The sequence below is a fragment of the Acidovorax sp. BL-A-41-H1 genome (assembly GCF_051942715.1).
In genome coordinates this window covers 311,539-323,802 of the sequence record NZ_JBPVJQ010000003.1, presented here as the reverse complement: position 1 = coordinate 323,802, position 12,264 = coordinate 311,539, and the positions used below count along the sequence as shown (strand labels likewise).

The following is a 12,264-nucleotide window of genomic DNA, read 5'->3' as shown; positions in this document are numbered from 1 at the left end:
AGAGCTGCGCACTGCCCAAGCACGGAAGCCCTACAGCGGCTTCTGCCGCCACGCCACCAGCGCCCCCACCCACAGCGCGCAGGCCGAAAACACCAGCCCCCGCGCCAGCCCGCCAGGCCCATCCGCAATCCAACCGACCACGGTGGGCCCCACGATCTGACCGGCTGCAAACACGATGGTGAAGGCACTGATGCCGCTGGCCCACAGCGCCTGCGGCAGGTTGTGGCGCACCAGCGCGGTGGTGGATGCCACCACCGACAAGAACACCCCGCCAAACAGCAGCCCCGAGGCCAGTACCACAGGCCATGCCGACGTGAGCGCCGGCAGCACCGTGGCCATGCCCAGCAACCCGTTGAGCAAGGCCAGCGCGCCGCCGCCCCGGCTGCGGTCCAGCAGGCCCGCCCAGATGCGCGACGACAGCACCACCGCCAGCCCCAGCAGCGCGTAAAAGCCCGTTACGGCGGCCGGGCTGCTGCCCTGCTCGCGCAGCAGCGCCACCACGAAGGTCATGTAACCGATGTAGCCCACGCCAAACAGGCCGTAGCCCAGCAGCGCTGGTATTAGGGCCCGCCAGCGCACGCGTTCGGCGGCAGGCGCACCGGGCGCAGCGGGCTCTCTTTCAAGAGCACTTGCGGGCGCAGCAGGCGAGGTATTGGCCACGTGTGCGTGCAGGGCCCGGGCCGGCCACAGCAGCACCGCCGTCGCCAGCACGCACGCCGCCGCCAACGCCCACCATGCCCAGGTCCAGGCGTGGGGCTGCGAGGCAGCCGCACCCAGCACGGCCGGCACCAGCAGCGCCGACAGGCTGATGCCCCAGCCCGTACCGCCGTAATAGAGCCCCAGCAGCAGGCCACTGCGGCCCGGGTCCTGCAAGCCCAGACGGGCGGCCAGCAAACCTCCAGTGACGAACACCAGCGCACTGGCCACACCCGCGAGCAGGCGCTGCGCCAGCAATGGCACCGTGTCCACAAAAAACCCGCTCAGGGCCATGAACACCGTGGCCAGCAGCGCCCCCGCAATCAGCACCGTGCCGGGCGCTACACGGCGCAGCAGCATGGGCGTGGCCAGCGCGCCCAGCAGGTAGCCCAGGGCGTTCAGCGTGTTCATGCCGCCGGCCAGCGTGTAGCTCCAGCCCAGATCCTCGCGCATGGGTGGCAGCAGCAGCGCATACGCAAAGCGGGTGATGCCCAGCGACACGGCCGCACCCATCGACAACGCCACCGCCAGCCACAGGAGATTCCAGCGCCGCGCGCCCACTTGTGTTTGCATCGTGCGATTGTGAACTGCGCTCCCCACAATTTCTCCACATTTGGTCGCCACAGTCACTGCACCCATCTTGCAGGAGACCCGCGATGCCCCTCCCACCATTCCTTTCAAGAACGCTTGGCGCACCGGGCCTGGCCTTGTTGTTGACGCTGGCCGGATGCGGGGGTGGCGGTACGCCGGCCGACAGCGCAGCGCTCTCCGATACGGCCAACACCCAGGCAGCGCCTGCAGGCCCGCAAGCTGCACCAGCACCCCCGCCGCCGCCCCGCGCGCTGCCTGCCGCGGGCCCTCAGACCCCACCGCCGCCCGCAGCTCTTACGCCGCCTGTCACTGCCAGCCCCAACCGCATCCAGCTCGGGCGCCTCATCTTCAACGACCCCAACCTGTCCGAACCGCGGGGCACGGCCTGCGTGGCCTGTCACCAGCCCGGCCAGGGGTTTGCCAGCAACCATGGCAGCCGCACCGGCGTCGCACAGGGCAGCACGCCCGCAGCCATAGGGCTGCGCAACGCCATGGCCAACGCTTACGGCAGCTTCGTGCCGCCGTTCGGCTACCAGACGGTCGACGGCGAAACCGAAGCCGTGGGCGGCCACTTCTGGGATGGCCGTGCCAACACGCTTGCGCAGCAGGCACTGGGCCCGTTGCTGAATCCGCTGGAAATGAACAACCCGACCATGGAAGCGGTGGTGCGCAAGATCGCGGCTTCTGGCTATGCCGCACAGTTCCGCCAGGAGTTTGGCGCCAACGTGTTCAACAACATCCCTGCGGCCTTCGTGCAGATCGGCGTGGCCATCGAGGCTTTCGAACGCTCGCCGCAACTGGAGCCGTTTGATTCGCGCTACGACGGCATGGTGCGCGGGCAGCTGCAGTTCACGCCTGCCGAGGCCCGCGGCATGGCCCTGTTCCGCGACCCGGCCAAAGGCAACTGCGCCGCCTGCCACACGATGAACCCCACGTCGGGCAACCCCCGCGACTCGCTATTCACCGACTTCACGTACTACGCTACCGGTATTCCGCGCAACCGCGACATTCCGCGCAATGCCGACCCGGCCTTTTTCGACCTGGGCCTGTGCGGGCCCGAGCGCACGCCGCCCGCACTGCCGGCAGCAGGTCAGCCCAGCCCGACAGCGGACAGCCTGTGCGGCAAGTTCCGCATCCCCACGCTGCGCAATGTGGCCGAACGCACGCGGTTCATGCACAACGGCTTTTTTGGCGACCTGCGCGAAGTGGTGCGCTTTTATGCCACCCGCGACAGCAACCGCGAGCGCTGGTACGGCCCTGCAGGCGTACCCGACGACCTGCCCGCACGCTACCGTGCCAACCTGGAAACCGGCAAGGCACCATTCAACCGCCCCGTGGGCGCTGCCCCTGTGCTGACCGAATCCGAGGTCCTCGATATCGTCGCCTTCCTGCGCACCCTGAGCGACAGCAGCGTGCTGGCCGCAGCGCCTCGCCCCGCCGGCCCTGCCGGCCCAGCTGCCCTGGGCGCACCATGACCTGCGCCCACCTGACGGGCGGCGACGCGCATTGATCAGCCTGCCCGGACGCGCGGCCGCGCCTTACCATCCCACCATGCCCCGGCCCCGCATGCTCCTTGCCCACCAGCTGTCGCTGCTGCTGACCGCGGCGGTGGTGCTGGCGGTGCTGGTGGTGGGTGGCGTCACGCTGTGGAACCTGCGCAGCGGGTTTACCGACTACCTGCGGTTGCGCGACGAAGAGCAGCTCACCCGCCTGATGGAGATCGTGGAGCGCCGGGCCGCGCTCGACCCGAGCATGGAGTGGCTGCGCGGCAATCGAGAGGCATACAGGTCCCTGGTGGACGAGCTGGTGGGCCGCCCCCGGGCAGAACGGCGGCGCCCTCCGCCCGGGCCAGGCGCTTGGCCAGGCGGTGGCGAGCCGCCCCGCGAAGGACCACGGGACCGGCCCCCGCCACCCCCCCCACCACCGCCGCCGCCGGGTGGGCCGACGGGCAACCTGGGTGACCGCATCGTCATCACTGACGCGCAAGGCCGCTGGCTGGCCGGGCGCGAGCAGCCTGCCCACGCTGCCCGCGTCACGCGCGCCGTCAAGGTACGTGGCGAACCTGTTGCTCTCATCGAACTGGTGGCCGAGCCCACCCCCGAAGGCCTGGATGCGCGCTTTCTGCAACGACAGACGCGCGGGCTGCTGATGGTTGCCATGGCCACCGTGCTGGCTTCACTGCTGCTGGCCTGGTGGGCGAGCGGGCGCTGGAGCCGCCCGTTGCGCGCGTTGCAGAGCGCCACCCGCGACATTGCCAGCGGACGGCGCAGCACGCGCCTGGTGCCAAAGGGCGCCCGCGAAATTGCCCAGCTGATGGACGATGTGAACGCCATGGCGGCCGAGCTGTCGCGCCTGGAAACCGCGCGCCGCCTGTGGCTGGCGCAGGTATCGCACGAGCTCAGAACGCCGCTGTCGGTACTGCGAGGCGAGCTGGAATCCATCGAAGACGGCATTCGCCAGCCCACGCCGGCGGTGATGGCTTCGCTGCGCGAAGAAGTGATGCAGCTGCACCGTCTCGTGGACGATCTGCACACCTGGTCCACGGCGGAACTGGGGGGGCTGCCCTGCACATTTGCGCCGCTGGATGCGCATGCACTGCTGCTGCGGGTGGCACGGCGCTTTGCCCCGCTGGCCAAAGCCCAGGGGCTGCAACTGCACATGCCGCAGGCCGACAACGCCGCCCTGCCTGTGCACTGGGACGCAGGGCGCATCGAGCAGCTGGTGTCCAACCTGCTCACCAACAGCCTGCGCTACACCCATGCGCCGGGCGTGGTACAGATCGGCTGGACGGCCCGCCCCAGCGCCGTCGAGATCACGGTGGAAGACACGCCCCCGGGGGTGAGCCGGGAAGACATGGCACAGCTGTTTGAACCCCTGTTTCGCGCCAGCCGCGCACGCCAGCGCAGCACCGGCCCCGGCAACGCCCACAGCAGCGGGCTGGGTCTTTCCATCGTGCGCAGCATTGCCCAGGCCCATGGGGGAGAAGCCCGCGTTGACAGCTCGGCGCTGGGCGGGCTGCGCTTTACCGTCGTGCTGTCAACACGCCCCGGCAGCTCCCGCAAAACCACGCCATGACGCCCACGCCGCCCACCATCCTGCTGGTCGAGGATGACGCCAAGATCGCCGACATGCTCGCGCACTACCTGCGCGCCCAGCCCTTTACCGTGGACTGGTGCACCGACGGGCTGGACGCCGTGCGGCGCGTGCGCGAGGCCCCCCCGGCGCTCGTACTGCTGGACCTGATGATCCCCGGCCTGGACGGGATCGGTGTGTGCCGTGCCATCCGCGAATTTTCGGCCGTGCCGCTCATCATGGTGACGGCGCGGGTGGACGAAACCGACCGGCTGCAAGGGCTGGACCTGGGTGCCGACGACTACATCTGCAAGCCCTTCAGCCCGCGCGAGGTGGTGGCGCGGGTGCGTGCGCTGCTGCGACGGTCTGCCCTGGGTGCGCCCCCGCCCGACACCGGCGCCGCCTCTGCACCCGGGCTCACCGTGCATGAGGGCCCCCAGCAGATCCTGTGGGCCGGCGCACCGCTGCCGCTGACCGGTGTGGAGTTCCGGCTGCTGCGCATGCTGCTGCAAAGCCCGGGCCATGTGTTCGACCGCGCGCGTCTGCTCCACAGCCTGCACGATGACTGGCGTGACGTGAGCGACCGCACCATCGACAGCCACATCAAGAACCTGCGCCGCAAGCTGGAGCAGGCCGGAGTGCACGACATCGCGATCACCGCGGTCTACGGCACCGGATACCGGCTGGATGCGCCCCCCCCACCGCCGGGCCTTGCGCACGGCACGCAACCAGCGGCGCCCGGCAAGCGCGCTTAACACGAAACGTATTCCTCGACTGACGCACGGGCGCTGCACGTTTTGCGCTGCAGCATTAAGCTGCCGGGTTGCTTTTTTTGCACACAGCCCATCAGGACCGCTTACCCATGACTTCCTTGTTCGAACCCACCCACGCGGGTGACCTCCAGCTTGCCAACCGCATCGCCATGGCGCCCCTCACGCGCAACCGCTCGCCCAACGCCGTACCCACCGACCTGGTGGCCACCTACTACACGCAGCGCGCCGGCGCCGGGCTGATCATTTCCGAAGCCACCGCCATCTCGCACCAGGGCCAGGGCTACGCCGATGTGCCCGGCCTGTACGCGCCCGAACAGATCGCCGGCTGGAAGAAGGTCACGTCATCCGTGCACGCTGCGGGCGGCAAGATCGTGGTGCAGCTGTGGCACGTGGGCCGCGTCTCGCACACCGACCTGCAGCCCGGCAACGCCGCACCCGTGGCACCCTCAGCCATTGCGGCCAAAACCAAGACCGTGCTCATCAAGGACGGTGTGCCCACCTTTGTCGAGACCTCGATGCCTCGCGCGCTGGAGCTGGCCGAGATCCCCGGCATCGTGGCCGACTACCGCCGCGCCGCCCGCGCGGCCATCGACGCCGGCTTTGACGGCGTGGAAGTGCACGCCGCCAACGGCTACCTGATCGACCAGTTTCTCAAGACCGGCAGCAACCAGCGCACCGACGCCTACGGCGGCAGCATCGAGAACCGCGCGCGCCTGCTGGTCGAGGTGATGGCCGCCGTCACGGCCGAAATCGGTGGTGGGCGCACGGGCATTCGCCTGTCGCCGGTGACCCCCGCCAACGACGTGGTAGAAGCCGACCCGCAGCCGCTGTTCGAGCACGTGGTGCGCCAGCTCGGCCCCCTGGGCCTGTCGTACGTGCATGTGATCGAAGGCGCCACCGGTGGCCCGCGCGAGGTGGAAGGCCGGCCGTTTGACTACCCCGCACTCAAGGCAGCGTATACGGCCGCAGGCGGCAAGGGCGCGTGGATGGTGAACAACGCGTACGACAAGGCCCTGGCCGAAAAGGCGATAGCCGAAGGCGCCGACGTCGTGGCGTTTGGCCGCCCGTTCATTGCCAACCCCGATCTGGTCGAACGCCTGAAAGCCAACGCCCCGCTCAATGAAGTGCACCGCGCCACGCTGTACGGCGGTGGCGTCGAGGGCTACACGGACTACCCGGCACTGAACGCCTGAGTTCGCACCCGCGGGTCACTGCGTCTCCGGACCGCGCGGCTTGAACGTCGCGCAGCCAAAGCGCAGCACGCGGAGGCAGGTGCCGCCTGGCATTGGGCGACACAGCCGCTCAGAGGGATGTGAGCGCCTTCACCCGAGCCCGATGGGGCTGGGCGCGCGCTGCACGATGCGTGTGAAAAGCCGGTCGTAGGCCGGGTCTCGTGCCTGGCCGGATGCCAGCGGGTTGCTGTTGCCCGCAAAGGCGGCGTCCAGCGCAGCCCAGTCCTGGGCCGTCAGGTGCTGCTGGGCGGCGGGCAGCACCACCGTTTCTTCCAGCCGCATGTGCTCCAGGTAGAAGTCGATGTAGCGCAGCAAGGCCGTGGAAAAGGCCTCGCGGCGCACGTCGCCCATCAGCTCCCAGGCCAGCAGCAGGTGCTGCAGTTCGCGCACGGCAGCCTCGCCGCCGGCATGGTCCCGTTCAAGCCGCTCGATCGCCTGCGCCGCCTCGGGCGAGCGCTCGGCCACCTTGGGGAACAGCCACTCGGACTCCTTGGGGTGGTGCTGGCGCTCGGGCACCTCGTCGATGTAGAACAGCATGGCGCGCATCACATCGAAGAACGCGGCAGGCTCGTCACCCGGGCCGCGGTCGAGCATGAGGCGCAGGGACTGCAGCACCGCCGCCAGGGACGAGTGCTCTTCGCGGATGACCCGCAGACTGGACGGTGACATGGCGGGCTCCCGCAGGGTGTGGCGAAGCCCCGAGCTTGCCACGCAGCCTAGGGCGGCCACTGATGCAGGTCAAGAAAACACGCGGCGCACCGCGCATCACGGCGCCCTGCACACCGCTCAGCTTTTACCGTTCACCTGCCCATAAAAAAAGCCCCGCTGCATGGTGCGCGGGGCTTGCGGGTGAGAGCGTTGCCGGGGCACCCCAGGCATAGCCTCCACACCACTGCTTACGATCTGCGTTGGAAGCGCGTTCAGCGCGACAGCAGCGCCTGGCTGGAGCCCTGGCGGGCAGCGCCCAGCGACGGCCGGGCCGAAGCCACCTGCTGCACGCCGCTATCGTGCCCGCGGCTCAGCGAATCCGACAGGCGGAACTGCTGCACCACTTGCGACAGCAGCGCTGCCTGCTCGCGCAGCGAGGCGGCGGCGGCGGCAGATTCCTCTACCAGCGCGGCGTTCTGCTGCGTCATGCGGTCGATCTCGCCCACCGACTGGTTCACCTGGCCGATGCCGGCCGACTGCTCGGACGCAGCGGCCGAGATCTCGCCAATGATGTCGCCCACGCGCTGCACGCTGGAGACGATCTCGTTCATGGCCGCACCGGCCTCTTCCACATGCTTCACGCCGCCACCCACGGCCGCCACGCTGTTGCTGATCAGGCCCTTGATGTCGCTGGCCGCTGCGGCCGAGCGCTGGGCCAGGCTGCGCACTTCGCTGGCCACCACCGCAAAGCCGCGGCCCTGCTCACCTGCCCGGGCGGCTTCCACGGCGGCGTTGAGCGCGAGGATGTTGGTCTGGAACGCGATGGAATCGATCAGCCCGATGATGTCGCCGATCTTGCGGCTCGAGGCCGAGATCTCGTGCATGCTGGCCACGGCCTGCTGCACCACCGAACCGCCGCGCGTGGCCGTTCCCGATGCCGAAGCGGCCAGCTGGTTGGCCATCTGTGAGGACGATGCCGTCTGCTGCACGGTGGCCGTGAGCTGGGTCAGCGACGACACGGCTTCCTGGGCGTTGCTGGCGGTCTGCTCGGTGCGCTGCGAAAGGTCCTGGTTGCCGCTGGCAATCTCCTGGCTGGCCGTGGCAATGTTGCCGCTGGCATCGCGCACCTGCGCCACCAGCGTGCCCAGGCCCTGCTGCATTTCGCGCAGGGCGCGCTGCAGGTCGGCCACTTCGTCCTTGCCATCGGCAGCAATGTTCTGAGACAAGTCGCCCCCGGCAATCGCCTGCGCCATCCTGCGCGCGTCTTCCAGCGGCCTGCAGATCGAGTTCATGTTCATCAGCGTGGTGGGCACCACCACAATCACCGTGATGACCACGGCCAGCACAAAAAGCCACTTGGTCTGGTTGGAGACGTCCTGCTGCTCCAGCGTTGACTTCTGCACTTCGGACTGCAACACGGCATCGAGTTCCTGCATGAGCTTGTCGGCCTGGTCGAACTCGGCCACCGCCTTTCCGCTCATGCGGTTGGCAATGGTGGCCGTGTCATACCCGCTGGCTTCCAGCTGGCGCGCCACATGCCCGAACAGGTCGCGGTAGCTATCGAGCTTGGTGACAATGTTGCGCACCACGGGGTTGTCCGAGTCCTCATCGCCTGCGAGGAACTTCTCGGCAATCTTCTTGGCCTGCGCCAGGCTGGCTTTCCACTTGTCGTGCGCGGCCTTCACGGCCTCCGGCTTTTCGTAGCCGATGATCATGTCCTTTTCGTGCTGGCGGATGGCACCCATCTCGCCGCGCAGCTCGGCCATGTAGCCCACTTCGGCAAACGAGTGCGCCATGAACTCGTCGCTCATGGCGTGGATGCGGAACATACCCAGCATGCCCGCGCCGCCCAGCAAGCCCAACAGGCCCAGCACCACACCGATCGCTCCCAGCATCCGCATCCGGATGGTGAACTGCCTCATGAAATTCTGCATGACCTGTCTCCTCAACTGTCTGCGGTGCACACCCGCATTTGCACGAAAACGCTACAAAATGTTTGACAGTCTGACAGAGATCGGGGCACGGTCAACTACGTAGTTTCACAGGCGCCAGCGCTTGAGCAACAGTGCGTTGGCCATCACGCTCACCGAGCTGAGCGCCATGGCCGCACCCGCCACCACCGGGCTCAGGTAGCCCAGCGCCGCCAGCGGAATGCCTGCCACGTTGTACGCAAACGCCCAGAACAGGTTCTGGCGGATCTTCATCACCGTGCGCCGCGAGATGTCGAGCGCAGCGGCGACCAGCATCGGGTCGCCGCGCATCAGCGTGATGCCGGCGGCATGCATGGCCACGTCGGTGCCGTTGCCCATGGCCATGCCCACGTCGGCCGCGGCCAGTGCGGGCGCATCGTTCACACCATCGCCCACCATGGCAACTGTGTGATGCGCGGGGTGGCCCACAGAGTTCCCCTGTTGCAGCGCACGCACCGCGGCCGCCTTGTCGCCGGGCAGTACCTCCGCCATCACTTCGCCGGAATCGGGGTCCAGCCCCAGGCGGCGGGCCATCACCTCGGCGGCGCCGCGGTTGTCGCCCGAGATCATCACCGTGCGGATGCCGCGGTCCTTCAGCGCGGCCAGCGCCTCGCGCGCGCCGGGCTTGGGCTCGTCGCCAAAGGCCATGATCGCGCGCAGCACAAGGCCCTGTGCCGTGCGCTCAGCCACGGCAGACACCGTGGCGCCTTCACGCTGCAGGGCGGCGGCACGGTCGGCCAGCGGTCCGTCCTTCAGGTCCGGCACGCCCAGCTCGTCCATCCAGCGCAGGCTGCCCACCAGCCAGCCCTGGCCCTGCACCTCGCCTTCGGTGCCACGGCCGGGCACGGCGCGCACGGCGTCGGGCGGCTGCACCGCCAGCTTCTGCTGCGCTGCCGCAGCCGCCACCGCACGCGCCAGCGGGTGTTCGCTGCCGCTTTGCACCGATGCCACCGCCGCCATCACCACGGCGGCGTCCAGCCCCGGCACGACTTCAAAGGCCGACAGCCGCGGCTGGCCCACGGTGAGCGTGCCGGTCTTGTCAAACGCCACGGTATCGACCTTGTGCGCCAGCTCCAGCGCCTGCGCGTCCTTGATCAGAATGCCGTGCCGCGCCGCCACGCCGGTGCCCGCCATGATGGCTGCGGGCGTGGCCAGCCCCAGCGCGCAGGGGCAGGCAATCACCATCACGGCCACCGCGTGGATCAGCGCGCTCTCCAGCCCCACGCCCATGGCCAGCCAGCCGCCCAGCGTGATGAGCGCAATGCCCAGCACCACGGGCACGAACACGGCTGACACCTGGTCTACCAAGCGCTGTATGGGCGCCTTGGCGGCCTGCGCGTCTTCCACCAGGCGAATGATGTGGGCCAGCACGGTCTCGCTGCCCACAGCCGTCACCTCGATCACCACGCGGCCATCACCGTTGATGGAGCCGCCCGTCACCGGCGCGCCCACGTCGCGCGGCACCGGCAGCGGCTCGCCGGTCAGCATGGATTCATCGACCTGGGTGTGGCCCTCACGCACCACGCCGTCCACCGGAAAGCGTTCGCCCGGGCGCACCACCAGGTGGTCGCCTGCCATCACCTCGGCCACGGGCACGTCCACCTCGCCATCCTTGCCCAGCAGGTGCACCACATCGGGCCGCAGTGCGTGCAGGGCGCGGATGGCGGCGGTGGTCTGCTGCTTGGCCCGGGCCTCCAGCCACTTGCCCAGCAGCACCAGCGTGATCACCACGGCCGACGCCTCAAAGTACAGGTGCGGTGTGTGCCCTGCGTGTGCCGTGAGCCACAGCCACACCGACAGCCCCCAGCCCGCGCTGGTGCCCAGCGCCACCAGCAGATCCATGTTGCCGCTCAGCGCTTTGGCCGCGTGCCAGCCCGCCTTGTAAAAGCGCGCCCCCAGGATGAACTGCACCGGCGTGGCCAGCGCAAACTGCACCCACGCGGGCAGCATCCAGTGCTGGCCGAACAGGTCCCCCAGCATGGGCAGCACCAGCGGGGCCGACAGCAGCAGCCCGATGGCCACCGGCATGAAGCCCGCCCAGGGCGATGCATCGGCGGCAGCCTCTGCCGCTGCGGCCGTCCGGGGCTCGTAGCCCGCGTTGCGCACCGCGCGTCGCAGCAGCGCATCCATGGCGGCGGTGTCGGCCGCGCTGGATGCCGCAAACGCAATGCGCGCCGATTCGGTGGCCAGGTTGACCGATGCCTCCTGCACGCCCGGCACCTTGCGCAGTGCCCGTTCCACGCGGCCCACGCAGCTCGCGCAGGTCATGCCGCCGATGCCGATATCCAGGGCCTGGGCCGGTGCGTTGCCGGGCAGGGAAGAGGGGTTGGTGGGGGTGGAAGAAATGTTCATGGCGGTGATGGTGATCCTTGACGCGATGGCAAGGTCAAGCATTGACATGGGTCAACCCTGATCGCGAGAGTGTCTTGCACCGCGCTTGACTCTGCCACGATGTCAAGCTTCATCATTTGCCCGGACCGCAGCCATCGGCACCTGCAGATGGCCCGCAGCCGCCAATAACCCCCACTGAAAGGACACCACCATGCAGACCACCACATTCCAGGTACAGGGCATGACCTGCGGCCACTGCGAGCGCGCCGTCACCCAGGCCGTGCAGCAGGTCGACCCCGCAGCCACCGTGCGCATCGACCGCGCCAGTGGCAAGGTCGACGTGGACAGCACCGCCCCGCGCGAAGCCCTGGCAGCCGCCATAGCTGAAGAAGGCTACACCGTAGCGGCCTGAGCGCCATGCCTGTGCCCCAATCAGCCACCCTTCCCCACGCAGCCGCAGCGCCCCAAATCCGGGCCACCGGCTGGCCGGTGGCCATCGGCACGGCAGCACAGCGCGCAGGGGTGTCGGCCCGCATGGTGCGGCACTACGAATCGCTGGGCCTGCTGGCCGACGTGGGCCGCACCGACAGCGGCTACCGCCAGTACACCGAGGCCGATGTCCACACCCTGCAGTTCATCCGCCGCAGCCGCGACCTGGGGTTTTCGATGGAAGAGATCGCCGAGCTGCTCACCCTGTGGCGCGACCGCAGCCGCGCCAGCAGCCAGGTCAAGCGCATCGCGCAGCAGCACATCGACGACCTGAGCGAACGCATTGCGCAGATGCAGGCCATGCAGCGGTCCCTCCAGACCCTGGTGGCCTGCTGCAAGGGCAACGACCGGCCGGACTGCCCCATCCTGGATGACCTGGCGGCGCCGGAAGCGTTGGTGCGGACACAGCCAGCGGCGCGCATGGCTGGCCAAACGCTATTGAAAAAATAGCAATCAGGGCAA

Annotated in this window: 10 protein-coding genes; 6 read left to right on the top strand and 4 right to left on the bottom strand. The window is 68.8% G+C overall.

Features of this window, described 5'->3' with window-relative positions; translation table 11 throughout:
- Window positions 1-30 precede the first annotated feature (30 nt).
- Window positions 31-1,269 (bottom strand): YbfB/YjiJ family MFS transporter, encoded by a 1,239-nt coding sequence (locus tag ACTPOI_RS02585; protein ID WP_440106106.1) that lies wholly within the window; start codon window positions 1,267-1,269, stop codon window positions 31-33.
- A gap of 83 nt (window positions 1,270-1,352) precedes the next feature.
- Here ACTPOI_RS02585 and ACTPOI_RS02580 point away from each other — a divergent pair, with 83 nt between their 5' ends.
- The 4 genes from ACTPOI_RS02580 (at window position 1,353) to ACTPOI_RS02565 (ending at window position 6,325) form a co-directional block, all read left to right on the top strand.
- A complete protein-coding gene (locus ACTPOI_RS02580; RefSeq protein WP_440106104.1) occupies window positions 1,353-2,762 on the top strand; it encodes a cytochrome-c peroxidase in 1,410 nt (469 codons plus the stop codon).
- Window positions 2,763-2,838: 76 nt separating this feature from the next.
- Entirely contained in the window at window positions 2,839-4,362 is a 1,524-nt protein-coding gene (locus tag ACTPOI_RS02575; RefSeq protein ID WP_440106102.1) for an ATP-binding protein, read from the top strand.
- Window positions 4,359-5,114 carry a response regulator gene (locus ACTPOI_RS02570; protein WP_440106100.1) on the top strand — a complete coding sequence of 252 codons (756 nt, stop codon included), beginning with the start codon at window positions 4,359-4,361 and terminating at the stop codon, window positions 5,112-5,114. Before ACTPOI_RS02575 ends, ACTPOI_RS02570 begins: the two co-directional genes overlap by 4 nt.
- A 107-nt stretch (window positions 5,115-5,221) precedes the next feature.
- Entirely contained in the window at window positions 5,222-6,325 is a 1,104-nt protein-coding gene (locus tag ACTPOI_RS02565) for an alkene reductase (RefSeq protein WP_440106098.1), read from the top strand.
- Window positions 6,326-6,454: 129 nt separating this feature from the next.
- Here the strand turns inward: ACTPOI_RS02565 and ACTPOI_RS02560 are convergent, their stop codons facing one another.
- From ACTPOI_RS02560 to ACTPOI_RS02550, 3 genes are all read right to left on the bottom strand, one after another.
- Complete coding sequence (locus ACTPOI_RS02560; protein ID WP_440106096.1) at window positions 6,455-7,033, bottom strand: hemerythrin domain-containing protein; 579 nt, start codon at window positions 7,031-7,033, stop codon at window positions 6,455-6,457.
- Between the two features lie 251 nt (window positions 7,034-7,284).
- Window positions 7,285-8,946, bottom strand: a complete 1,662-nt coding sequence (locus ACTPOI_RS02555) for a methyl-accepting chemotaxis protein (protein WP_440106094.1) — start codon at window positions 8,944-8,946, stop codon at window positions 7,285-7,287.
- Between the two features lie 105 nt (window positions 8,947-9,051).
- Complete coding sequence (locus ACTPOI_RS02550; RefSeq protein WP_440108248.1) at window positions 9,052-11,250, bottom strand: heavy metal translocating P-type ATPase; 2,199 nt, start codon at window positions 11,248-11,250, stop codon at window positions 9,052-9,054.
- A 274-nt stretch (window positions 11,251-11,524) separates the two neighbouring features.
- On the opposite strand from ACTPOI_RS02550, the gene ACTPOI_RS02545 reads away from it, so the two are divergent.
- The gene (locus ACTPOI_RS02545; protein WP_069104272.1) at window positions 11,525-11,725 is read left to right on the top strand and encodes a heavy-metal-associated domain-containing protein; all 201 of its coding nucleotides are present in this window, start codon (window positions 11,525-11,527) and stop codon (window positions 11,723-11,725) included.
- A gap of 5 nt (window positions 11,726-11,730) precedes the next feature.
- Entirely contained in the window at window positions 11,731-12,252 is a 522-nt protein-coding gene (gene cueR, locus ACTPOI_RS02540; protein WP_440106092.1) for a Cu(I)-responsive transcriptional regulator, read from the top strand.
- Window positions 12,253-12,264 lie beyond the last annotated feature (12 nt).

Bases quoted from the DNA above. Each gene is read 5' to 3' on its own strand.
- cueR (WP_440106092.1), top strand. From the start codon at position 11,731: ATGCCTGTGCCCCAATCAGCCACCCTTCCCCACGCAGCCGCAGCGCCC.
- ACTPOI_RS02580 (WP_440106104.1), top strand. From the start codon at position 1,353: ATGCCCCTCCCACCATTCCTTTCAAGAACGCTTGGCGCACCGGGCCTG.
- ACTPOI_RS02545 (WP_069104272.1), top strand. From the start codon at position 11,525: ATGCAGACCACCACATTCCAGGTACAGGGCATGACCTGCGGCCACTGC.
- ACTPOI_RS02555 (WP_440106094.1), bottom strand. From the start codon at position 8,946: ATGCAGAATTTCATGAGGCAGTTCACCATCCGGATGCGGATGCTGGGA.
- ACTPOI_RS02575 (WP_440106102.1), top strand. From the start codon at position 2,839: ATGCCCCGGCCCCGCATGCTCCTTGCCCACCAGCTGTCGCTGCTGCTG.
- ACTPOI_RS02585 (WP_440106106.1), bottom strand. From the start codon at position 1,269: ATGCAAACACAAGTGGGCGCGCGGCGCTGGAATCTCCTGTGGCTGGCG.
- ACTPOI_RS02560 (WP_440106096.1), bottom strand. From the start codon at position 7,033: ATGTCACCGTCCAGTCTGCGGGTCATCCGCGAAGAGCACTCGTCCCTG.
- ACTPOI_RS02565 (WP_440106098.1), top strand. From the start codon at position 5,222: ATGACTTCCTTGTTCGAACCCACCCACGCGGGTGACCTCCAGCTTGCC.
- ACTPOI_RS02570 (WP_440106100.1), top strand. From the start codon at position 4,359: ATGACGCCCACGCCGCCCACCATCCTGCTGGTCGAGGATGACGCCAAG.
- ACTPOI_RS02550 (WP_440108248.1), bottom strand. From the start codon at position 11,250: ATGACCTGCGCGAGCTGCGTGGGCCGCGTGGAACGGGCACTGCGCAAG.